Genomic DNA, 20,739 nt, shown 5'->3' on the forward strand with positions numbered 1-20,739 from the left:
GTCTCCTAGGTCTTTCTTCTGGATGGCGCGGCTTCTTCGTGCCGTCACCGCTCACTGCTGCGCTGATGCTGGGTGCCCGCCCGCTTTGAGCACGCCTGCTTCGAACAGACGCTGCTGGGTCGCGGAGTCGATACCCAATCTATCGAGCACGTCGCGCGTATCCGCACCGAGCGACGGCGGCGCACTTCGATACGTGGCCGGCGTGCGCGACAATTTGATCGGCGAAGCGGTGCCGCGATACTCGCCCATCTCGACCACCATGCCGCGATGCAAGGTATGCGGATGCCGTGCCACGACGTCGACGGTCTGCACCGGCCCGCACGGCACGCCCGCGTTGATCAGCGCCTGCGCGAGCGGCTCGCACTCGTGCGCGGCCAGCAGGCTTTCGAGCGCGGCCTTCAGCGGCTCGCGATGCGCGCAGCGGCTGCGGTTGTCGACGTAGTGCGGGTCGTCGGCGAGATCGGGTGCGCCGAGATGCGCGCACAGTTTCGCGAACTGCCGGTCGTTGCCCACCGCGAGGAAGATCGGCGCGGTCGCGGTCCGATAGCTGTCGTACGGCGTGATGTTGGGATGCGCATTGCCGCTGCGCTGCGGCGTGCGGCCCGAGCCGAAATAGTTCGGCAGATGCGGATGCAGCAGCGATACGCCGCAGTCGTATAACGCGATATCGATCGACTGGCCACGACCGCTCTGCGCGCGCTCGGCGAGTGCGAGCAGAATGCCTGCGAGCGCGTTCAGGCCGGTGACCATGTCGACCACCGGCAAGCCGACGCGTGTGGCCGGCCCGTCACGCTCGCCATTCACGCTCATCAGGCCGGTCATCGCCTGAATCGCGGCGTCGTAGCCGGGCAAACCACCGAGCGGACCGTCGGGACCGAACCCGGATACGGCGCAATGAATCAGCTTCGGGAAGCGCTCACGCAAATCGCGCTCGTAGTCCATGCCCCAGCGCGCGAGCGTGCCGGGCTTGAAATTTTCAACCAGCACGTCGGCGTCTTCGAGCAGCTTCCAGAGAATCGCGCGGCCTTCGTCGCGTGAAAGATCGACCGCGATGCCCTGCTTGTTGCGGTTCACGCCCGCGAAGTACCACGCGGTGTCGCCATAAAACGGCGGCCCCCAGCCGCGGGTTTCGTCACCGTCCGGTGGTTCGAGCTTGATCACCTGCGCGCCGTGATCGGCGAGCGCCTGCGTGCAATACGGGCCGCCGAGCACACGGCTCAGGTCGATGACTTTGATGCCCTGCAGCGCGCCTTGCTTGCCGTCGTTCACGTGTGTGGTCATTGCGCGCTCCCTGCCGGCAAGAGTTGCAGCGCCTCTTCAAGCGTCACGCTGCGGCCATTGACCAACGCATCGATCACAGCGCTTTCATCCGATGCCGAATGCAATGCCAGCGGATCCACGGGCAACAGCTTGTGCCGCACCACCAGATGAGCGAGCGCGAGACGCCGGTAATCGGGTGCGAAATGCACGCCTTCGCAAGCCATCAGCACGGCGGCGCTCGCGTGATACAACGCGGTGCCGGCCTGGCGAACCCATTCGTCGCAGCCGGAATCCGCCACCTTGGCCAGCACATCGCACGAACGCGCGAGCGTCGAGCGCAGCAACGCGAGGCTGGCCGGCGGCAAACCCGCCGTGCCGAGCAGATCCTGCAGATAGGTGCGCAACGGTTCGAGCGCGCCGTCGCGTTTCGCCGCGCGCGCGATGTCGAGTGCGACGATGTTGCTCGTGCCTTCCCAGATCGAGCCGAGATGCGCGTCGCGCACGAGCCGCGCGTCGCTCCATTCTTCGATATAGCCGGTGCCGCCGCGCACTTCCATCGCGTCGCCGGTCACGCGGCGCGCGTCGCGGCAAGCGCGGAACTTGATGAGCGGCGTAAGGATGCGTACGCATTTAGCCGCCTGCCGGTCGCCTGCGTCGGCCAGTTGCAGCAGTTGTGCAATGCGCATGAACATCGAACGCGCCTGTTCGGCGGGCAGCATCATCTTAAGCAACTGACGCTGCATCAACGGCATATCGATCAGCTTGCGGCCGAACGCTTCGCGATGGCGGGCAATGTGCAGCGCCTCCGTCAGCGCACGGCGCATCAAACCCGCGGCACGCACACCGTTAGACAAACGCGACATGTTGATCATGTCGGCCATCTGATGAAAACCGCGCCCCACTTCGCCAATCAGATAGGCCACCGCGCCGTCCAGCACGATCTCGCCGCTCGCCATCGAGCGGCTGCCGAGCTTGTCCTTCAGACGCACGATCCGGTAGCTGTTGCGCGATCCATCCGGCAGTGTCTTCGGCAAGAGGAACAGACCGAGTCCGTTGATGCCGGGCGGCGCCGTGTCCGGACGCGCGAGCACCATCGCGAGATCGGCGTCGGCGTTCGAGCAGAACCATTTGTCGCCGTAGAGGCGCCACGTTTCTTCGCCATTCGCATCGGTCCCCAGCGACGCGCGCGTGGCAATACGCGCGACGTCCGAGCCCGCCGCCTGTTCGGTCATGAACATCGCGCCCTGAAACAGCGTGTCGAAATCGCGCGAGGCGAGCATCGGCAGAAAGCGCGCGACCAGCTCTGGCGCGCCGAACTTGCGCAGCGTGCGCGTGAGCGAATCGGTCATGCTCACGGGGCAGCACAGGCCGAATTCCACCTGCACGAACAAAAAGGTCAGCGCGTACTTGACGAGCGGCGGCGGTGACATTGCGCCGTCGTGCGTCTCATGACTCATCGCGGCGAGTCCCAACTCCGCATATGCCACGCGTTCCAGCGCGACGTAATCGGGATGCTTGTCGATGCTTTGCAGCGCTTCGCCGCGCCGCGTGCGATGGTTCAATTGCGGAGGATGCTTGTCGGCGGACAGCGCCCAGGCGTCGAGTTCGTCGGAGGCGCGCTGGCCCAGCGAAACGAACTGACCCTCGAGTTCGTGAAACAGCGTGTCGCCGAGATGCAGCTTGAGCAGACGCTCGAAGTCGGGATCGCTGGTGAAGAAGTTGATGCCCCGGCTGTCGGGAATGTTGGACGAGCCGTGTGCCGGCTGCGCGTCGTCTTCGCTCATGCTTGTCTCCCATGCAGGATAGTGCTATTGAAAGGAGCATATGAGCGCCGACGATAATCGTCTAATACAACTTATGTCCGGTACGATAGACACAGCTTATCGATAAGAAACCGGGAGACAGCCATGGACCTGAAACAGTTGCGCTATTTCGTGGCGGTCGCCGAGGAGTTGCATTTCGGCCGCGCAGCCAAGCGGCTCTTCATTTCGCAGCCCGCCCTCAGCTTCGACATTCGCAAGTTCGAGGAGCAACTCGGCGTGCAGTTGCTCGCGCGCACCAACAAAACCGTGTCGCTGACCAACGCCGGGCAAGTGCTGCTCGGCGAAGCGCGCCGCCTGTTATTGCAGGCGAGCGAAGCGCAACGCATGACCGTTCGCTCGGCGCATGGCCTCGCCGGCCGCTTGCGAATCGGCTTCGTGAATTCGATGCTGTACCGCGGAATGCCGCAAGCAGTGAAACGCTTCGAGGCCGATTACCCCAGCGTCGAAATCGTATTGAAGGAGATGAACACCAGCGAGCAGGTGCACGCAATCCAGCGGATGCAGATCGACATGGGTTGCGCGCACTGGGGCAATTTCCCGTCAGATGTCACTTCCACGCCGATCTTCTCCGAGCCGTTCCTGTGCTGTCTGCCCGCCGCTCATCCGCTCGCGCGCAAACGCAAGGTCGATCTGCGCGCGCTGGCGCAGGAACCGTTCATTCTGTTTCCCCGTACCGTATCGCCGCACTATCACGACCTGATCATCGCGCAGTGCGTGGGAGCCGGATTCAGCCCGCTGATCCGCCATGAGGCGCGCTTGTGGCAAACCGTCGTGACGATGGTCGGCTTCGGCATGGGCGTTGCGCTGGTGCCGTACACGTTGCGCCAGGTGCAGGATCCGCGCGTGTGTTTTTTGCCGCTAACGGGCGAGACGCTGTCATCGCAAGTGCTTCTGTTGCGCAGAAGCGGCGACGCGGAGCCTGTCGCCGAGCGCTTTGTCGAGTATCTCAGCGATGCCGGCGGCGCGCCGGGAGCCACGCATCACTCGTCCGCTTCGCGGCGCCCTTCGTAGGCCGTTAGCAGCTTGTGGGCGACCATATCCACCGCCGGTTTGACGAGCCCGTTCTTGTCGGTCCAGACCTTGGGCGTCAAGGTGCCGCTCAGCGCGACGCTGTCCGCATCGCTCAACGCGAGCAGCGCGGTTTGCACGTCGTCGTCGAAGGCAATTACGTTGACGAAAATCGTGTCGCCGTCGTTGGTGGTCGCGCGCACCTTGCAGGTCACGAAACGCCTGCCGTTCTGCCCCGTGCGGATCTGCGCCTCGCCGTACAACCGCCCGCCCACCAGTCCATCGATCATTGCCCTGCTCCTTTTGTGCCGTACCGTGCAAAGGCAGAATCGCCCCGCACGGCGCGTATGATCCCACGAGAAGCCGCGCCGCCCGCATAAAAAGCCGCGCGATTGCGTGCGGCTCGGCGTACGGGCTGACGCCAGACGTTCAAGCCGCCGCGCGACGCGGGCTGAAGATGTCGCTCAACCACTGCGCAAACACCCGCACTCGCGACGACAACTGACGGTTCTGCGGATACAGCACGGACACCGGCATCGGCGGCGGCGGAAAGTCCGCAAGAATGATTTTCAACTGGCCCGCTTCCAGCTCCGCCGCGACCCGGTATTGCGGCACTTGCACGATACCGAGCCCGGCAAGCGCCGAGCCGGTATAGAGTTCGGTGCCGGTCACCGACACCGCCGACGGCAGCACCGTCGCCACGATTCGCCCCGCCACGTTGAATTCGAGCGGTACGGCCTTGCCCGTTGCACTCGACACATAATTGACCGCCCGATGCGCGGACAGCGCCGCCGGATCGGCCGGCTCGCCATAGGCTGCGAGATACGCCGGACTCGCGACGGTGACTTGCGCAAGTTGCGCAACGCGGCGCCCCACCAACGTCGAATCCTGCAGATTGCCTGCCCGCAGCACGCAATCCACACCCTCGCGCACCAGGTCGACGAACCGGTCATCTTCGCCGATCGTCAATTCGATCTCGGGAAAGCGCGCTAGAAACGCCGGCAGAGCGGGCACCACGAAGTGCCGCGCCAGCGTGCCCTGCAAATTCGCCCGCAGCAGTCCCTTGGGCGCGAGGTTCGAAAACGAGCCCTCCGCCTCTTCCATGTCGGCAATCAGCCGCACACAGCGGCGGTAGTGCGCCTCGCCGTCGTGCGTGAGGCGCACCGTACGCGTGGTGCGTTCGAGCAGCCGCGCGCCGAGCCGCTGCTCCATGCGCTTCATCAGGTTGGTCACGGTGGCGCGCGGAATCTGCAGATCGTCCGCGGCGCGCGTGAAGCTCTGCCGCTCGGCGATCCGCACGAAAACGCGCATTTCCTCAAAACGATCCATGTTCAGTGCCTGGTGGGCGGGCTGCGCGCCCATTGTTAAAGCAAATGGAATGATGATGGCCAGTCTAACCGGATTATCTATGGGCGAAAAGCGTCCATGATTCAGCTCATCTACTCACCGGACCAAGGGAACGCCTCATGAACAAGCCTGCCCATACTCAAGTCGCCATCGTGACCGGCGCATCGCGCGGCATCGGCGCGGCGGTCGCGCAACGTCTCGCCAAAGAAGGCTTCGCCGTCGCGGTCAATTACGCGTCCAGCTCGGCCGAAGCCGACGCACTCGTGGCGGAACTCGCGGCTGCCGGCGCGCAAGCCGTTGCGGTGAAGGCCGACGTATCGAACGCCGACGACGTGCGCCGCCTGTTCGAGATCACCGAACAGCAACTAGGCAAGGTGGACGTGCTGGTCAACAACGCCGGCGTGCTCAAGACCATGCCGCTCGCCGACACCAGCGACGCGCTCTACGACCAGACCTTCGACATCAACGTGCGCGGCACTTTCAACACGTTGCGGGAAGCCGCCGCCCGCATGAACGATGGCGGACGCATCGTCAATTTTTCGAGCACAGCACTCGCGTTGAACATGCCTGGCTACGCGATCTACAACGCGACCAAAGCGGCGGTCGAAGCCTTCACGCACGTATTCGCCAAGGAACTGCGCGGCCGCAACATCACCGTCAACGCGGTGGCGCCGGGGCCGATCGCGACGTCGCTGTTCCTCGACGGCAAGACTGAAGAGCAGATCCAGACATTCGCGAAGATGCCGCCGCTGCAACGCCTCGGTCAGCCGGACGATATTGCGTCGGTCGTGGCGTTCCTCGCCGGTCCGGATGCGGGCTGGGTGAACGGTCAGATTTTGCGAGCGAATGGCGGCATCGCCTGAAGCGTCCGGCCACTGTCACTACCGCGAACTTTTCACCGCTCCGGCCGAACTCGCGAGGCGATGTCGAACCGGAGCGCCCGCTATGCAGGCCATTTCCGAATGAGCTTGCTGACTTACACCGCCTTCGGATTACGTTCCGCGAATCCTTCCTGATGCCAGTACGGATAAGCAGGACGCACGGCGCTCGCCGCGTCGAGCCTGGCCACCTGCTCAGGCGTCAGATTCCAGCCCACCGCGCCCAGGTTCTGCCGCAATTGCTCCTCGTTGCGCGCACCGATCAGCACCGTCGACACGGTCGGCCGTTGCAGCAGCCAGTTCAACGCAATCTGCGGCACGGTCTTGCCGGTTTCGCCGGCTATCTCGTCGATCGCATCGAGCACGCGGAACAGGTACTCGTCCGGCACCGGCGGCCCCATGTCGGCGGTTTTATGCAAGCGGCTCGAATCGGGCAACGGCTGGCCGCGCTTGATCTTGCCAGTGAGACGCCCCCAGCCTAGCGGACTCCACACCACCGCGCCCACACCTTGATCGACGCCGAGCGGCATCAGTTCCCATTCATAATCACGGCCCACCAGCGAGTAGTAGGTCTGATTCGCGACGTAGCGCGGATAACCGTAGCGGTCCGCTACGTCCTGCGACTTCATCAGATGCCAGCCGGAGAAATTCGACACGCCGGTATAACGGATCTTGCCGGCACGCACCAGATCGTCGAGCGTCGAGAGCACTTCGGCGACCGGCGTTCTGGCGTCGAAGCCGTGCAACTGGAACAGGTCGATGTAATCGGTTTGCAAGCGCTTGAGCGCGGCGTCCACCGCCTGGATCAGATGGAAGCGCGAAGAGCCGACGCTGTTCGGTCCATCGTCGAAACGGAAGGTCGCCTTGGTCGAGATGATCGCTTTGTCGCGCTTGCCCTTGAGCGCTTCACCGAGCACCGATTCGGACGCGCCGCTCGAATAGATGTCCGCGGTGTCGAACATGGTGACGCCCGCATCGAAGCAGACGTCGAGCAGCCGACGCGCCTCGGCGACGTCGGTCGCGCCCCACGCCTGAAAGAATTCGCCCTTGCCGCCGAATGTGCCCGTGCCGAAACTCAGCACCGGCACCTTGAAACCGGATGCACCCAGATGTCTGTATTCCATTGATGAATCTCCGTGGCTTGACCGTCGATAAACGGACGATCAGTCTACGCGCGTCCGCGCAAACGCGCCGGGAGCCAGATCGGTGTCGCTATCGCGAGTGAGCGGCGCCCATAGCCGGTGCGCTCGACGCGGCCAGCGCGTCGCGCGCGGTCTGTATCACGCTGTCCCAATCGCCCAATGCGGGTTGCCTGAAAAGCCTCGCACCCGGATACCACGGCGTATCGGCGCGCACCAGCATCCAGCGCCAGCAGGTGTCGAAGCGGTTCAGAATCCAGACCGGCTTGCCGAGCGCGCCGGCCAGATGGGCCGTGGACGTGTCCACGGAAATCACCAGATCGAGGTTTGCGACCAATGCCGCCGTGTCGGCGAAATCGCTCAGTTCTTCCGTGTAATCGACGATGCGGCCACTCAACCCGGCGTTATCGAGTTGCTGTGCCGCCGGCCCTTTTTGCAGGCTGAAGAACCGCACGTCCGGCACATCGAGAATCGGCGCAAATCGCTCGAGCGCGATCGAGCGGCGCGCGTCGTTCTTGCGAAGCTCCGCGACATGCGGCCGGTTTCCACCTGCCCACACGAGTCCGACTTTCAGGCGGCCGTCGTCTGCCACGTGAATTCGATCGCGCCATTGGCGAGCCGCTTCGGCATCCGCGAAGAGATAAGGCGTGGCAGACGGAATGCTGTCGATATCGGTTTTGAACGCGAGCGGCAAGCTCAGCAGCGGACAGTGGCAATCGAATGCCGGCAGCGTTTGGCCGGCTTCGATCAACTGGTCCACGCCGTCGAGCGTGCACATGATGCGCATCAATTCCGGCGGCACTTCGAGCACGACCTTCGCGCCGAGCTTCGACACCAGCGCGGCATAACGGCAAAACTGCAGCGTATCGCCGAGGCCCTGCTCCGCGTGCAACAGAATCGTCTTGCCGTCGATCGAAAAGTCCCCGCGCCAAAGGGGCTGCGCAAAAGTGCGCCGGCTTGCCTTAATGCGGCTGCGCTCCCAACGCCACTCATATTTCTGCCAACCGGATTCGAATTGCCCCATTTGCAGCAGACATAACGACGCGTTCCAATGCGTCTCGACAGCCGCGGGATTCGCGGCCAGTGCGCGTTCGTAACTCGATAGCGCCTGCGCGTGCTGGTTGAGATCGATTTGTGTGAGACCCAGATTGTTCCAGGCATCGGCGAACGCCGGGGCCAATTCGAGCGCGCGACGGTAGCTTCGTTCGGCTTCCTCCGGCTGGTTCAGATCGCTGAACGCATTGCCGCGATTGCTCCACGCATCGGGATAATTCGGCTGCAATGCAAGCGCGTGATCGCAGCTCGCGAGCGCATCCGCGGGACGGCCCAGATCGCGCAGCACGCAGGCGCGGTTGTTCCAGGCCTGCGCGAAATCGGGCATCAGCGCGATCGCCCGATCAAAACTGCCGAGCGCGTCGAGCAGCCGGTTCAGGCCGGCTTGCGCGGTGCCGCGATTGTTCAGTGCGTCAGGGAATTTTGGCTGCAAGGCCAGTGCGCGATCGGCACTCAGCAGTGCTTCGTCGAAACGCTGCAAGACGTTCAACGCATAGGCGAGGTTCGAATGAATCGGCGCCTGCTTTGCGTTGACAGCAAGCGCTTTCCTGAGCAGCTCGACGCCCTCTTGCAGACGGCCCGCTTGCAGCGCCAGCGCACCCAGCAATTGCAGCGCGTCGAAATGACGGGGTTTGAGTTCGAGAATCTCGCGATAGAGTTCTTCGGCCTCGGCGAATGCGCCGTTCTGCTGGAGCCCGACGGCTTGCCGAAGCATATGGTCCAACTGTTGTGGCAGATTGGCAGGCTTGCCCATGCGGAGAGCTTTGATCGAATGCGCGTGAAAATCGGGGAAGCTTTCGGAGCGCGCGTCGCGCAAGGCCACGCGTGCAGCGAACTCCGAAAGAGCGAAGCCGATTATCGCCGAAAACAGCGCATTCGAACTGCCAAGCGTCGCGTTGCGTCACGTCACGCCGCGACGTGACGCGTTGCAAAACGCTTGCCGCTTATTGCGCGGTAGTCGACAGATGCTTGCGCTTGGCGAGATCCTGCGCCATTGCGTAGTGCTCCTGGATAGTCGGCAGCGCCTTCTTTGCCGCGTCCTTCAACTGTTCGTCGCGGCCCGAAGCGATTTCCGCCTGAAATGCGGACAGTGCTTTCTGCTCACCGGCGAGCGCGACCTGTTCGATATAGGCCTTGTCGAACTCGGCGCCACGCAGGTTATTGATGCTCGCGAGCACGGCCGCGTCGGGATCGTTCTTCGGCACATCGACCCCGCGCGGGCTGGCTGCGCGCAGCGCGTCGGAGATTTTCGCGTTGTCGGTGGAGACACGTTCGGCGAACGCCTTGACGTCGCGGTCGGTCGAGCGCGAGGTGGCGATGCGTGCGGCGTCGCGCTGCGTTGCGACGGCCTTGGTGCCGTCCGCGATGAACGTCTGATCGGCGGCATGCAGACGGCCGGCATCCGCTGCGGGCGCGCTTTGCGCATTGGCCGCAGTGGCGACGACGAGCAGACCAGCCATACAGGCGCTGCTGAGGGTGGCGAGAGGCAAGCGGATCATACGTTCTCCTTGAGGTGGAAGCGAAACAACGGCAATGCGTGTGCGCCTCGGAGGTCAAACCGGCTGCACGAACACCTTTCATCCAGCTTTCCAGCCACTGACAGCGCCACGCTTTAATCGCTGTGCATTCTAGGAGCCGCACTGCGCACCATGTGATACGACGCTGTCGCTTCTGTAACCGCAGGTAACCTTCATATGAATGACCTGGCGGGCGTGTATTGCGACCAGCGGGGTCGCGCCCCTTCGTGTTCAGGTGGTGGCTCGCCTATAGACTGCGTGTTAACCAGAGAATGCGAGGAAAACAGCGTGCAATCGCTGAATTTTCCGCGCGCCGCGCCGATAACAGAAAGGTAGGGCGCGCGCCAGGGATCGAACGTAACGGTTGTATGGCGCATCACACGCACCGCAACCCTGGAGAGATGCAATGGCAGTAGAACACCGATCGAGCGACGAACGCAGCAACCTGACGAGTTCCAACAAATTCGAGCTGCTGCTATACCGGCTGGGCTCCGTGCCCGGCAGCGACGCGCACGAGCTTTACGGCATCAACGTCTTCAAGGTGCGTGAAATCTCGACGATGCCGGCGGTCACGCCGATCGCCGGTTCGTCGCCGTTCGTAATGGGCGCGGTGGACATTCGCGGGCAGATCATCCCCGTGATCGACTTGCCACGGCTGATGGGCTGCGAGCCGACGCGCGGTCTGAACATCTTGCTGGTGACGGAATTCGCGCGCTCCACGCAGGCGTTCGCGGTCGAGGAAGTCGACGATATCGTGCGGCTGGAGTGGAACCAGGTGTTGTCCGCCGAGGGCGCGGCCGGCGGCAATCTTGTCACGAGTATTGCGCGGATCGACGGCAACACGGGTGATTCGCGGCTCGCTCAGGTAATCGATGTGGAGCAGGTATTGCGTGACGTGTTTCCGTCACAGCATCCGAGTGTCGATCCTGCTTCGGTGGGAGAGGCGTTGGGTATCCGGCGTGGGGCGAAGATTCTTGCTGCTGATGATTCCGGGTTTGCTCGCAAGCTCATCGAGCAGGCTTTGAGCGCGATTGGGGCTGACTTTGTCATGACCAAGACCGGGGAAGAAGCGTGGAATACCTTGCAGCAGGTTGCTCGGGAGTCCGCGTCTAATGGAACGCGGGTGAAGGATAGTATTGCACTGGTTTTGACCGATCTCGAGATGCCTGAGATGGACGGGTTCATGCTGACCCGGCAGATCAAGGCGGATGAACGGACTCGGGATATTCCGGTCATTATTCATTCTTCGCTTACCGGGGCCGCTAACGAGGCGCATGTGAAGAATGCCGGGGCTAACGGGTATGTGGCCAAGTTTGCCGCTGCTGAGCTGGCTAATGCGATTCGGAATGCGCTGGGGGTGGTGCCTTCGGCTGAAGGTGTTGTTTGAGTTTTCTTTTGGGTGAGGCGATGCCTGGTAAACCCTCGAACAGCCTGATCTGCAGGCCGCAAGCGCCTTGTATTACGGATGGCCTTCTGCTTCTTCGGTAACTCAGGAAAACGAGGCGTTTTTTGGGGTTCTGGTCCACTGCATTTCATAGCAGCGCAGGACGACGGGGAAGGTCGCCATCGGCATGTCCTGTTCGTGGACCGGCAGACTCAAACGATCATGCTAAAGCAAGAGCACTAGCGTTGTGATGAAATTTAACAGGACATTGGCTCACCGAAGCTGGCAATCCAACCAATGCCGGTAGATGGCTTGCGTGGCAATTGTTATTCTGCGCACTCTCACCATTTTGACATTTCCAGAAGATCCGTCAGAAATTTATTCTGCGCCTTGCGGACGTTGTAAACACATTCGCCATAGAGCGCTGGAAACATGGAACCATCTGAACTTCTCTCCCATCCCGCGCCTGCGTCGCGCTGCAATTCACAGAATTTCAGTGCATTGTCTTGTGCAGACATGTATGCGTCCAGTAGCTTCGCGTGAGAATTCGCCACTGGTATCTTCGCACGAACATTTTCATAAATCTTCTTGTTGTTCCTGGCTAAATCGGCGCTTAGATTGCCATAACATAAGGTGTCTCCGTATCCGCCGCCGAGATGTTTTAGACACTCTTGATCCGGGTTCGCCATGACCACGTTGCAAAGCCCCGCGAAGACAACGCAAAAAATAATCGCTTTGCTAATGAGAGGCATCGTAGACCCCCGACGCGAAAAGACGTGCCTCCGAATATCGCCTATGCGGCAAGCCGCGATTGTGTCCCACTCGGTAGGTACAAATGAAGTCAGACATTGCCCGGTAGTGCCCAGTGTTCACTTTCTGGATTATGCCTGTTGCGCCGTCGCCCGCGCCGCAGTTATAAACGATGCTAACGAGAGCATCATATTCAAATTGAAATAGCGGCACCATTACATCACTATTCAGTCTTCTTTCCATTCGTTCGACATCCCGCCTCTTAAAGCCCCGCGCCCGCTCCAGTGATATTGACTGTCCAACCTGGATATGGTCTGTGGGTAATATCCGGTGCCCGCACCCAACCGTTGGAATGCCGGCGTTATCCAGATACGCTTGCAAAACAAAACCCTCCGTGACGTAGTGCCCTTGAAAGTTCACGCCGTTCAGTAGCCCCGACTCCCATACAGAAATAAAGGAAAGGCCACCACTACTGACATTCCACGGCTTGGCAAATCGGTCCGTGTACACCGTAACAGAGGAATTCGGATCGGTGTTGGTTGTTGCGGTTGCCAGTGCATCAGGCATTAGTGCTCCTCCTTGTGGCCGAGGTGGATTCGTATGGATTGCGCGCTATCCGTATGATGGCGACTAGTTCGGCCCTGCGAATCCGTTACACCGTGGACGCGGTCGCCCGATGGCAAGAACACCGTGTAATACGTCTTCGGTAGCGCGCTACCAGCCGCGTCGAGTAACGAAAATTGCTCATCGTAGCGATCGGGCTGCTTGTCGGGTGTTGCACCGTTCATACCAGGGGGATTCACGCTATGCGTGAATTCTTCGGCCCGGTCATCGCACCACGACTCGCCGGCGAGGCTCGCAGTAACGTGAGGCGGAGTTGGACATTGGCACAGGACGATATCCCCGTCGAGCGCGGAATCCGGCCGCCGCTGCTCAACGTGTCGCCGACCACTGCAATGCGTCGTCTCATAGTTCGTCTACGCTTGGCGGAGTTAAATCGTGTTGGCGGGCCAATCTTTGAACAGATGCAATACCTCTTTGTTACCCTTGCTTTCCATATGCCGTCTCCCGCTTGTGATTAACAAGACCATCAAGACTCGCGGCAATGGAGCGCAGTCCCTATAAGACTGGTCCGAAAAAGGAAATGGGCATGCGCGGCGCATATCTCAATCTATTTTTTGCGCCTCGCTTCCAGGACACCACAGGACACGCTGCCACGACGTTTCATTCAACTCCCCGCCGTAGCCACTGACAGACATTTCGTCTTTTCCTGCGCCTCCGGTAAATCGTCTCTCAATTGAACCGGAGCGGTCTGATGCACCTGATGGCTTTAGACGATCAATTTTGGATCGCGGGCAATTCCACGAGAACAGTATCCCGCTGCATCCTTTCTGGCGTTTCTATGCGAAGCATCGGTCCAAGCGGCTTTGCACCGCCGGCTCATATGCGGATCCCCCGCACAGTCACGGTAATAGTGCATCTGGAATCATCAGAGTCCTCGCACCTTCACCCTCAATGACAAGGCAGTCATTCTTTCGACGGCGCTGCGCGCACCGCCGCGATCGTTCATTGCACTCCGTGCTCCTTTGAGCGGCTGAGCGTGACCGAAAAAGTCAGTCGGCTCGTTTCAATGCCCATCGTGTTCAACATCTTCGGTCTATGAAACGCCGCAAGTTTCGTGCGTTGCTCCAGCGTTCCAATGTCGAGCAACGCCAGCAATTCGGCGACCACCGCGTACAGGATGCCGACGTTGCCATCCTCGATCTTCACCGCAATACCCAGTGCGCCGCGCGCGCCCGCCCTCTCCGTCTGCGCCGATGCCCGCACACCTATCGCGTAGCTACCGTCCGCGCCAACCTTGCCGATCAGGCCGCCATCGAAGGCTTGCATCAACTGCGTGCAGAAGCGACCCTCGCCCGCGACCAACTCGGGATAGGTCGTCATCGCGCGGTAGATTCGGGCAAGCGCTTTCGTGCGCGGTGTGGCGGTCGCCTCCTTCGATACCACGTCCTGCGCAGCAGCGAGCTTCGCAAACAAACGTGCCAGGCGATCGAGCGGAAAGGCCGGTGTCGGGAGATTGCAGCCGTCCGTGGCCCATTGCACTGCAGCGTCGGGTAAATCGCATACGTCCGCGACCGTGTGTTTCACCCGCACCTGCAACGGATGCTCGGGTCGCTCGTAACCCGCTATCGCCGCGCCGATCGACTGCGCACCCGCCAGCATGCCCGCATGTTTGCCGGAGCAGTTGCTGCATACACCGCCCGGTTTGAAGTCGCGCTTGAGCCAATCGACGTACACCGCGTCGGATAGCGGTGCGTGGCCGCCGCAACGCAAGTCCGCTTCGCTCGCATGCGCCTTGGCCAGCATGTGTCGCGCGCGTTCGATGTGGCGCGGCTCGCTGCTGTGCGAGGCGCACATCAACGCGAGATCGGCTTCGTCGAAACCGAACCGTTCCAACGCGCCGGTTTCCAGCACCGCCAGCGCTTGCGCCGGCTTGGCCGCCGAACGCGCCAGCGTCACGCGCGACGGATCGCCGAATGACGCCAGCAAGCGCCCATCCGCGTCGACCACCGCGACGTGAGCCAGATGCGTGTTCTCAATCGAATCGCCGCGATAGACAGTCGCCGCAATCGGCCCGGTAGTGCGCAAGCTCATGCTCATTCTCCTCGTGATCGGTTTAATCGTTGCGGCAGCATCGAATCGTGGATGACGCGGGCGATTCAACGTTCGCCTCGCGCGCGGACCAACACAGCGTGGCAAGTCCCCGCTATTCAGCGAGCGCGCAATGTTTCTCATGCAGTATCAAGCGCATCGTGAAGATGCTCGACGAGATAGTCGATCAATGCCCTCACTTTGGGCGGCAAAAATCGGTTCGGCGGATGCAGCAGCCACACCGAGCCCACATACGCGCGCGCTTCGAGTTTCCATTCCGGCAAGACCTGTATGAGTTCGCCGCTCGACAGCGACTCCGAGACGGCAAACTCCGGTACGCATGCAATGCCGAAATCCTGCAGCGCAGCTTCAACCCGCGCGCCGGCATGATTGGCGATGTAGCGCCCCTTCACGTCGACGCTCTGCGTCTCCGTGCCGCGGCGAAGGCGCCAGCGGTTGTCGTCGGCAGTCTCGCCGAGGTAGATGCACGCGTGTTTCAGCAGGTCGCGTGGCTGCGCCGGCGTACCGCGTTCGCTCAAATACGCGGGCGACGCCACCAGCAGCCAGCGCACCGCGCCCAGTCGGCGACCCGCGAGACCCTGCGGCGGATGTTCGGTCAGGCGGATCACCAGATCGACATCGTCGGCTAGCGGGTCGATGTCCTGATCGGCGAAAAGGAGTTGCAGGTCCACCTCGTCGTAAGCGCGCAGAAAGCCTGCAACGAGCGGGTGAATCACGGACTTCGCGAACTGGGTCGGCGCGCTCAAGCTGACCCTGCCTTGCGGTTTGCCGGCCAGTTGCCCCGCCGCGTCGACCGCACCGGACGCGGCGCTCACCATGTCGCGGCAGAAACGCGCCACCTGGGCGCCCGATTCCGTGACCCGCACCGTGCGCGTGGAGCGCTCGAGCAAGCGGGTCGCCAGCGCGTCTTCGAGCCGCTTGATCTGACGGCTGACCGTGGACGGCGTACTGCCGAGTTGCCGCGCCGCCACCGAGAAATTGCCGGCATCGACGACACGCGCAAACACCGCCATATCCGGCAGCAAGGCGAAAAGCTCCGTTGGGGTCATCGTCGGGATCCGTGAGTGGGAGCGGTCTATTAATGCATTCGCGACATAAACGCTGTGCGCGATGACCCGATTATCACGCTTGACGCAAAGTTCGACAATACGGGCTCTTTAGCTCGAGGTTCGCCATGTCGAAACAGGAACGCCTGCTCATGCTGTCCGATCTGATGCTGCTCGCTGTCGCCGTGGTGTGGGGCACCAGTTACGGCGTGGTCAAGAGTGCGCTGGAGTTTTATCCGGTGCTGGGTTTGCTGGCGCTGCGCTTCGGCATCACCTTCGTGATCCTGGCGCCGGCCCTGCGCCACCTGCGCGCTGCGGACGCCCGCACGCTGCGCGGCGTGTTCATTGCCGGCGCGCTGCTGCTGGGCATCTTCCTGTGCGAAACCTTCGGGATCCTGATGACGCGCGCAGCCAACGCAGCCTTTTTGATCAGCCTATGTGTGGTGCTGACGCCGATAGTCGAATGGTTGCTGCTCAAGCGCCGGCCGAGCCGCGTCGAATGGCTGGCGGTGGCGCTCTCCCTGCTCGGCGCATGGCTGCTCGCCGGCGACGGCGCACTCAGTTTCAATCCGGGCGATGCGCTGATTCTGTTCGCCGCCCTGCTGCGCGCATTGACGGTGTGCGTGACCAAACGCGTGATGCGCGATTCGGCCCTGCCGCCTTTGTCGGTGACCGCGGTTCAGTCGGGTGTGGTGGCGTTCGGCAGCGCCGCGGCCGCCTGGCTATTCGCGCCGCAACAGTGGCAGCCGATGCCCGCGATTGCGGGGCACGCTGCTTTCTGGGGCTATGTGGGCTATCTGGTGCTCGCGTGCACGCTGTTCGCGTTCTTCGCGCAGAACTTCGCGATCAAGCGCAGCAGCCCCACACGCGTCTCGCTGCTGACGGGCAGCGAACCGGCGTTCGGGGCGCTGTTTGCGTGCCTGTGGTTGGGTGAACGAGTCTCGGTGACCGCCTGGGTAGGCGGCGCATTGATCGTCGCGGCATCGATTCTGGCGACGGTGCGATGGACCGCACTGCGCGTGAGCGCCGCGCGGGCCTGAAACAAGGGCGCGCGCGCCAAAACCCACGTGTGCCGATCAGCGCGATGCAACGCTGCCGCGCTCGCTCACCACTTCGCCTCGCTGAAACACATACTCGAGGCGTTCGCCCTGCCCGGTCAGCACGCCGATGTCCTTGAGCGGATCGCCGTCGACCACGAGGATGTCGGCAATCCCGCCCGCCTTGATGACGCCCAGCTTGCCGCTCGGATCGACGATCTCCGCAGCGATCGTCGTGGCCGAACGCAACGCTTCCAGATTGCCGAGCACGTCGGCGCGAATGCGCAACTCGTCGCTCTGAAACGTGTGCATTTCGCCGAGCAGGTCCGAACCGAATCCCATCGGCACGCCGGCATTCGCATAGATCTGCAGCGAATCGCGCCCCGCTTGCCGCACGGTTTCGATCTTGGCGATCGAGTCGGCCGGCAAGCCATAATCGGCGCCGTGTCTGGCCAGTGCATCATACGTAACCAGCGTCGGCACCACGAACGCGCCGTGTTCGCGCATCAGCTTCGCGGCGGCTTCGTCGACGAGGTTGCCGTGCTCGATGGTGCGCACGCCGCAGCGAATCGCACGCGAGATCGCGCGGCCCGTGTACGCGTGCGCCATCACGTAAGTATTGGCCGCCTCGGCCTCGGCGACGATCGCGCGAATTTCATCCTCGGAGTACTGCGTGTTGCCGATCGGATCGGTCGGCGAAGCGACGCCGCCCGAGGCCATGATCTTGATCTGCGTGGCGCCCTTCTGAATCTCTTCACGCGCGGCAAGCCGCACCGCATCCACGCCGTCGACCACGCGCGCAATCGCGCCCGCCCGAAAACAGCACGAGCAGGGTTCGAGCATGTCGCCACGCGGACGGAAATCGCCGTGTCCGCCCGTCTGCGAGAGCGCCTTGCCCGACGGGAAAATACGCGGCCCCGGCACCAGCCCGCTTTCCAGCGCCTGCGTCAAACCCCAGTCCGCGCCGCCCGCATCGCGCACGCTCGTAAAGCCGCGGCCGAGCATGGCCTTCAGAATCGGCAGCGCGCGAATCGCGGTGAGGATATTCGGCTGCGCCGCGTTCGTGCCGAGGTTCGCGCGCGAAGCCAATACGTGCACGTGACAATCGATCAGACCAGGCATCACCGTTTTGCCACGGGCATCGATAACACGCGCGTTGGGCAGATCGACGGGACGATCGGTGACTTCCACGATATGGCCGTTTTCGATTACGACATGCTGATGCTCGATCAACACGCCCTGGACCAGATCGAGTAGGTTGCCGCCGCTGATTACCGTAATGCTCATTGATATCTTCCTGACTTGATGAGGAAATGCGTCCGGCCAACCTCGGCCGGACCCGCCGCTTCAGGTGCCGGCCCGGCGCGGATCGCGCACGAAGAACGTACCCACCAGGCTGATGGTCGCGGCGATCATCACGTAGATCGCGGGCGCCATATTGCTGCCGGTCGAAGCAATCAGCCACGTGATGAAGAACGGCGCGAAGCCGCCGAAAATCGTCACGGCGAAGTTATAGGCGACGGAGAGGCCCGTCGACAGCACCTTGGTCGGAAACAGCTCGGAGAACGCAGCGAGGATCGGGCCGGTATAGGTCGCGATCAGCACGCCGAACACGCCCTGGAACACCATCAGCGAAGCGAGGCCCGGTGCCCGGTTGATATAGGCGAACATCGGCCAGGCGAGCAGCAGGATCGAGACAGCGGCGCCCGAGAGAAAACGGCGGCGGCCGAAGCGGTCAGCGAGTTTGCCGACTACCGGCGAGAAGCACATGATCATCAGGCCGCCGAGCATGCCGGCAAGAAAACCGGTGGATTGCGGCAAGTGCAGTGTACGCACCGAATAGGTCGGCATATAGAACAGCAGCACATAGGTGCAAACGGTCCACAGAATCACCATCGAAAAGCTGGCGAACGTCTCGCGCGGAAAGGTACGGAACACTTCGGCAAGCGGCGAATCGTTTTTGGCTTCTTCGGCCACCGCGCTGAACGCGGGGGTTTCGTCCATGCGGCTGCGAATGAAATAGCCGACCGGCCCGATCAGAATGCCGATCAGAAACGGCATTCTCCAGCCCCACGAATGCAGCGAGTCCGCACTCAGACTCGCCGTCACGAACGTGCCGACGGCGGCGCCCAGCAACACGGCAAAGCCGATGCTCGCCTGGATCCAGCTCGAATAGAACGCGCGCTTGTCCTGCGGCGCGTATTCCGTGAGGAACGCGGTCGCGCTGCCCATCTCGCCGCCCGCTGAAAAGCCTTGCAACAACCGCGCGACCACGATCAGCACCGGCGCCCACAAGCCGATCTGGTCATAGGTCGGCGCGAGGCCGATGAGCGCGGTGCCGCCCGCCATCAACAGAATGGTCAGCGAGAGCGCCGCCTTTCGTCCGACTTTATCCGAGTACACGCCGAGCACGATGCCGCCCACCGGACGCATGAAAAAACCCACGCCGAAGGTGGCCACGGCGAGCAGCAGCGAGGTCAGCTCATTGCCGGTCGGGAAGAACAGCTTCGCGATGATGACCGCGAAAAAGCTATAGACGGTGAAGTCGAACCACTCGAGCCCATTGCCGAGCACCGTGGCGATGATGGCGCGGCGCCGTTGCCGCGCCAGCGTATCCACGGAGAGTGGAAGGTTGGATGAAAGCGTTCCTTGCATGGTCCCTTTCCTCATCTGGCTGCCTGTCGGCGATAGTCGCATCGCGCCACGCCATGATCGAATGGCGCTTTCGCTTGCATAACCCCGATGCTAGAGAGACCTGATTTGTTTTCGAAACGAAAGATTCGCATGCATGCATGCGTGTAGCGCATGCATGCCTGTTTCAGCCCGGCGCCCTGCCCGTCTGTGCTTCGGCCTGTTCGAACACCCAGCGCGTGAAGAGGCGCGCCGCCTGGTTCTGCGAGCGGTCATTCGGCGACACGACGTAATAGCCGCCACCGTGACTCGCCGACGCCTGCGTGGCGCGCACCAGCAGTCCTTCGCTCAGGCATGCGTCGATCATGTGCCGCCAGCCGAGTACCACGCCCTCGCCGAGAATCGCCATCTGCACGAGCTGCGGATAATGATTGACGACCACCGCCTGCGGCGAAGCCGGCATCTGCACATCATTGAGACGGAACCATTCGGACCACGACATCCATTGCCGCTGGCCGTCTTCCTGCATCAACAAGGTTTCGTGCACGAGATCGGCGGGTTGCAGCACGCGGCCGGCGAGATATCCCGGCGAACATACCGGGTACACGTCCTCGTCGAACAGGCGGCGCGCGGCGAAATGCGGCTCGGCGCGCTGGCGGATGTAGTACAGGCCGACATCGAATTCCGCGGGCGATAGCGACGCGAGCCCGTCGCGCACGATCATTCTGATCTTGACGTTCGGGTGTGCCGCGCGAAACGCGCCGAGCCGCGGCGTGAGCCACAGCACCGCGACGCCGGACGAACACGCAATCGTCAATTCCAGATCGCCGTAGCGCTTCATCACATCCAGCGTGGCCTCGGAGCAATTGGCAAGCAGCCACTGCACGTGCTTCGCGTAACCTTCACCGGCGATCGTCAGACGTAGCGCGCGGTGCTCACGCACGAAGAGCGAGCGGCCGAGGAAGTCTTCAAGTTGCGCGATCTGGCGGCTGATCGCGCTCTGCGTCAGATGCAGTTCCGCGGCCGCTTTAGTGAAACTGGCATGCCGTACGGCCGATTCGAATGCGACCAGGCATTGGAGCGGAGGCAATGGGGCAATGCGCATGATGAGAGGAGCCGAGTGACGATGTCATCATCATAGCGGGTGAAGCCCCGTGCCGAATCATGCGCACGCAGGCGTCGCGCCAGCCGCC

General features: G+C 62.3%; 18 protein-coding genes. 4 read left to right on the forward strand and 14 right to left on the reverse strand.

The annotated features are described in order from the left end of the window. Positions 1-51 precede the first annotated feature (51 nt). Together P0D68_RS14440 and P0D68_RS14445 are read right to left on the reverse strand one after the other, a co-directional pair. Positions 52-1,281 carry a CaiB/BaiF CoA transferase family protein gene (locus P0D68_RS14440; protein ID WP_408296752.1) on the reverse strand — a complete coding sequence of 410 codons (1,230 nt, stop codon included), beginning with the start codon at positions 1,279-1,281 and terminating at the stop codon, positions 52-54. Beyond that, positions 1,278-3,044, reverse strand: a complete 1,767-nt coding sequence (locus tag P0D68_RS14445) for an acyl-CoA dehydrogenase family protein (protein ID WP_408296749.1) — start codon at positions 3,042-3,044, stop codon at positions 1,278-1,280. Before P0D68_RS14445 ends, P0D68_RS14440 begins: the two co-directional genes overlap by 4 nt. Positions 3,045-3,167: 123 nt before the next feature. On the opposite strand from P0D68_RS14445, the gene P0D68_RS14450 reads away from it, so the two are divergent. Continuing rightward, positions 3,168-4,094, forward strand: coding sequence for a LysR family transcriptional regulator (locus tag P0D68_RS14450; protein ID WP_408296746.1), 927 nt, complete (start codon positions 3,168-3,170; stop codon positions 4,092-4,094). Here P0D68_RS14450 and P0D68_RS14455 read toward each other — a convergent pair. Together P0D68_RS14455 and P0D68_RS14460 are read right to left on the reverse strand one after the other, a co-directional pair. Continuing rightward, a complete protein-coding gene (locus P0D68_RS14455; RefSeq protein WP_091795362.1) occupies positions 4,064-4,381 on the reverse strand; it encodes a single-stranded DNA-binding protein in 318 nt (105 codons plus the stop codon). The two genes, P0D68_RS14450 and P0D68_RS14455, sit on opposite strands and share 31 nt — an antisense overlap. Before the next feature lie 139 nt (positions 4,382-4,520). Further along, complete coding sequence (locus tag P0D68_RS14460; protein ID WP_091795365.1) at positions 4,521-5,420, reverse strand: LysR family transcriptional regulator; 900 nt, start codon at positions 5,418-5,420, stop codon at positions 4,521-4,523. 137 nt (positions 5,421-5,557) lie between these two features. Between P0D68_RS14460 and P0D68_RS14465 the strand changes: the two genes are divergently transcribed. Next, a complete protein-coding gene (locus P0D68_RS14465) occupies positions 5,558-6,301 on the forward strand; it encodes an SDR family oxidoreductase (RefSeq protein WP_091795368.1) in 744 nt (247 codons plus the stop codon). 113 nt (positions 6,302-6,414) lie between these two features. Here the strand turns inward: P0D68_RS14465 and P0D68_RS14470 are convergent, their stop codons facing one another. The 3 genes from P0D68_RS14470 to P0D68_RS14480 all read right to left on the reverse strand — a co-directional run bounded on the left by P0D68_RS14470 (position 6,415) and on the right by P0D68_RS14480 (position 10,007). After that, a complete protein-coding gene (locus P0D68_RS14470) occupies positions 6,415-7,440 on the reverse strand; it encodes an aldo/keto reductase (protein ID WP_408296741.1) in 1,026 nt (341 codons plus the stop codon). Positions 7,441-7,528: 88 nt separating this feature from the next. Further along, entirely contained in the window at positions 7,529-9,262 is a 1,734-nt protein-coding gene (locus P0D68_RS14475) for a tetratricopeptide repeat protein (protein ID WP_408296738.1), read from the reverse strand. Between the two features lie 190 nt (positions 9,263-9,452). After that, entirely contained in the window at positions 9,453-10,007 is a 555-nt protein-coding gene (locus tag P0D68_RS14480) for a DUF4142 domain-containing protein (RefSeq protein WP_408296735.1), read from the reverse strand. A gap of 424 nt (positions 10,008-10,431) precedes the next feature. On the opposite strand from P0D68_RS14480, the gene P0D68_RS14485 reads away from it, so the two are divergent. Then, positions 10,432-11,412 carry a chemotaxis protein gene (locus P0D68_RS14485; RefSeq protein ID WP_408296732.1) on the forward strand — a complete coding sequence of 327 codons (981 nt, stop codon included), beginning with the start codon at positions 10,432-10,434 and terminating at the stop codon, positions 11,410-11,412. Positions 11,413-11,750: 338 nt separating this feature from the next. Here P0D68_RS14485 and P0D68_RS14490 read toward each other — a convergent pair whose 3' ends face one another. From P0D68_RS14490 to P0D68_RS14505, 4 genes are all read right to left on the reverse strand, one after another. Beyond that, positions 11,751-12,098 carry a hypothetical protein gene (locus P0D68_RS14490; RefSeq protein WP_286161957.1) on the reverse strand — a complete coding sequence of 116 codons (348 nt, stop codon included), beginning with the start codon at positions 12,096-12,098 and terminating at the stop codon, positions 11,751-11,753. A gap of 49 nt (positions 12,099-12,147) precedes the next feature. Then, positions 12,148-12,726, reverse strand: coding sequence for a lysozyme (locus P0D68_RS14495; protein ID WP_408296729.1), 579 nt, complete (start codon positions 12,724-12,726; stop codon positions 12,148-12,150). 999 nt (positions 12,727-13,725) lie between these two features. After that, positions 13,726-14,820, reverse strand: coding sequence for an asparaginase (locus P0D68_RS14500; protein ID WP_408296726.1), 1,095 nt, complete (start codon positions 14,818-14,820; stop codon positions 13,726-13,728). 131 nt (positions 14,821-14,951) lie between these two features. After that, on the reverse strand, positions 14,952-15,881 hold the full coding sequence (locus tag P0D68_RS14505; RefSeq protein WP_408296723.1) for a LysR family transcriptional regulator: 930 nt from the start codon (positions 15,879-15,881) through the stop codon (positions 14,952-14,954). Positions 15,882-16,006: 125 nt separating this feature from the next. On the opposite strand from P0D68_RS14505, the gene P0D68_RS14510 reads away from it, so the two are divergent. After that, complete coding sequence (locus tag P0D68_RS14510; RefSeq protein ID WP_408296720.1) at positions 16,007-16,918, forward strand: DMT family transporter; 912 nt, start codon at positions 16,007-16,009, stop codon at positions 16,916-16,918. A 36-nt stretch (positions 16,919-16,954) separates the two neighbouring features. Here the strand turns inward: P0D68_RS14510 and P0D68_RS14515 are convergent, their stop codons facing one another. The 3 genes from P0D68_RS14515 to P0D68_RS14525 form a co-directional block, all read right to left on the reverse strand. After that, on the reverse strand, positions 16,955-18,202 hold the full coding sequence (locus P0D68_RS14515; protein ID WP_408296717.1) for a metal-dependent hydrolase family protein: 1,248 nt from the start codon (positions 18,200-18,202) through the stop codon (positions 16,955-16,957). A gap of 60 nt (positions 18,203-18,262) precedes the next feature. After that, positions 18,263-19,570 carry an MFS transporter gene (locus P0D68_RS14520; RefSeq protein WP_091795397.1) on the reverse strand — a complete coding sequence of 436 codons (1,308 nt, stop codon included), beginning with the start codon at positions 19,568-19,570 and terminating at the stop codon, positions 18,263-18,265. Positions 19,571-19,733: 163 nt separating this feature from the next. After that, the gene (locus tag P0D68_RS14525) at positions 19,734-20,651 is read right to left on the reverse strand and encodes a LysR substrate-binding domain-containing protein (protein WP_408185248.1); all 918 of its coding nucleotides are present in this window, start codon (positions 20,649-20,651) and stop codon (positions 19,734-19,736) included. Between the last annotated feature and the right edge of the window lie 88 nt (positions 20,652-20,739).

It is taken from the genome of Paraburkholderia sp. RL17-380-BIE-A (assembly GCF_046028085.1).
GTDB lineage: Bacteria > Pseudomonadota > Gammaproteobacteria > Burkholderiales > Burkholderiaceae > Paraburkholderia.

Bases quoted from the DNA above. Each gene is read 5' to 3' on its own strand.
- P0D68_RS14470 (WP_408296741.1), bottom strand. From the start codon at position 7,440: ATGGAATACAGACATCTGGGTGCATCCGGTTTCAAGGTGCCGGTGCTG.
- P0D68_RS14455 (WP_091795362.1), bottom strand. From the start codon at position 4,381: ATGATCGATGGACTGGTGGGCGGGCGGTTGTACGGCGAGGCGCAGATC.
- P0D68_RS14460 (WP_091795365.1), bottom strand. From the start codon at position 5,420: ATGGATCGTTTTGAGGAAATGCGCGTTTTCGTGCGGATCGCCGAGCGG.
- P0D68_RS14475 (WP_408296738.1), bottom strand. From the start codon at position 9,262: ATGGGCAAGCCTGCCAATCTGCCACAACAGTTGGACCATATGCTTCGG.
- P0D68_RS14465 (WP_091795368.1), top strand. From the start codon at position 5,558: ATGAACAAGCCTGCCCATACTCAAGTCGCCATCGTGACCGGCGCATCG.
- P0D68_RS14520 (WP_091795397.1), bottom strand. From the start codon at position 19,570: ATGCAAGGAACGCTTTCATCCAACCTTCCACTCTCCGTGGATACGCTG.
- P0D68_RS14490 (WP_286161957.1), bottom strand. From the start codon at position 12,098: ATGGCGAACCCGGATCAAGAGTGTCTAAAACATCTCGGCGGCGGATAC.
- P0D68_RS14450 (WP_408296746.1), top strand. From the start codon at position 3,168: ATGGACCTGAAACAGTTGCGCTATTTCGTGGCGGTCGCCGAGGAGTTG.
- P0D68_RS14515 (WP_408296717.1), bottom strand. From the start codon at position 18,202: ATGAGCATTACGGTAATCAGCGGCGGCAACCTACTCGATCTGGTCCAG.
- P0D68_RS14500 (WP_408296726.1), bottom strand. From the start codon at position 14,820: ATGAGCATGAGCTTGCGCACTACCGGGCCGATTGCGGCGACTGTCTAT.
- P0D68_RS14440 (WP_408296752.1), bottom strand. From the start codon at position 1,281: ATGACCACACACGTGAACGACGGCAAGCAAGGCGCGCTGCAGGGCATC.
- P0D68_RS14505 (WP_408296723.1), bottom strand. From the start codon at position 15,881: ATGACCCCAACGGAGCTTTTCGCCTTGCTGCCGGATATGGCGGTGTTT.
- P0D68_RS14480 (WP_408296735.1), bottom strand. From the start codon at position 10,007: ATGATCCGCTTGCCTCTCGCCACCCTCAGCAGCGCCTGTATGGCTGGT.
- P0D68_RS14485 (WP_408296732.1), top strand. From the start codon at position 10,432: ATGGCAGTAGAACACCGATCGAGCGACGAACGCAGCAACCTGACGAGT.
- P0D68_RS14510 (WP_408296720.1), top strand. From the start codon at position 16,007: ATGTCGAAACAGGAACGCCTGCTCATGCTGTCCGATCTGATGCTGCTC.
- P0D68_RS14495 (WP_408296729.1), bottom strand. From the start codon at position 12,726: ATGCCTGATGCACTGGCAACCGCAACAACCAACACCGATCCGAATTCC.
- P0D68_RS14445 (WP_408296749.1), bottom strand. From the start codon at position 3,044: ATGAGCGAAGACGACGCGCAGCCGGCACACGGCTCGTCCAACATTCCC.
- P0D68_RS14525 (WP_408185248.1), bottom strand. From the start codon at position 20,651: ATGCGCATTGCCCCATTGCCTCCGCTCCAATGCCTGGTCGCATTCGAA.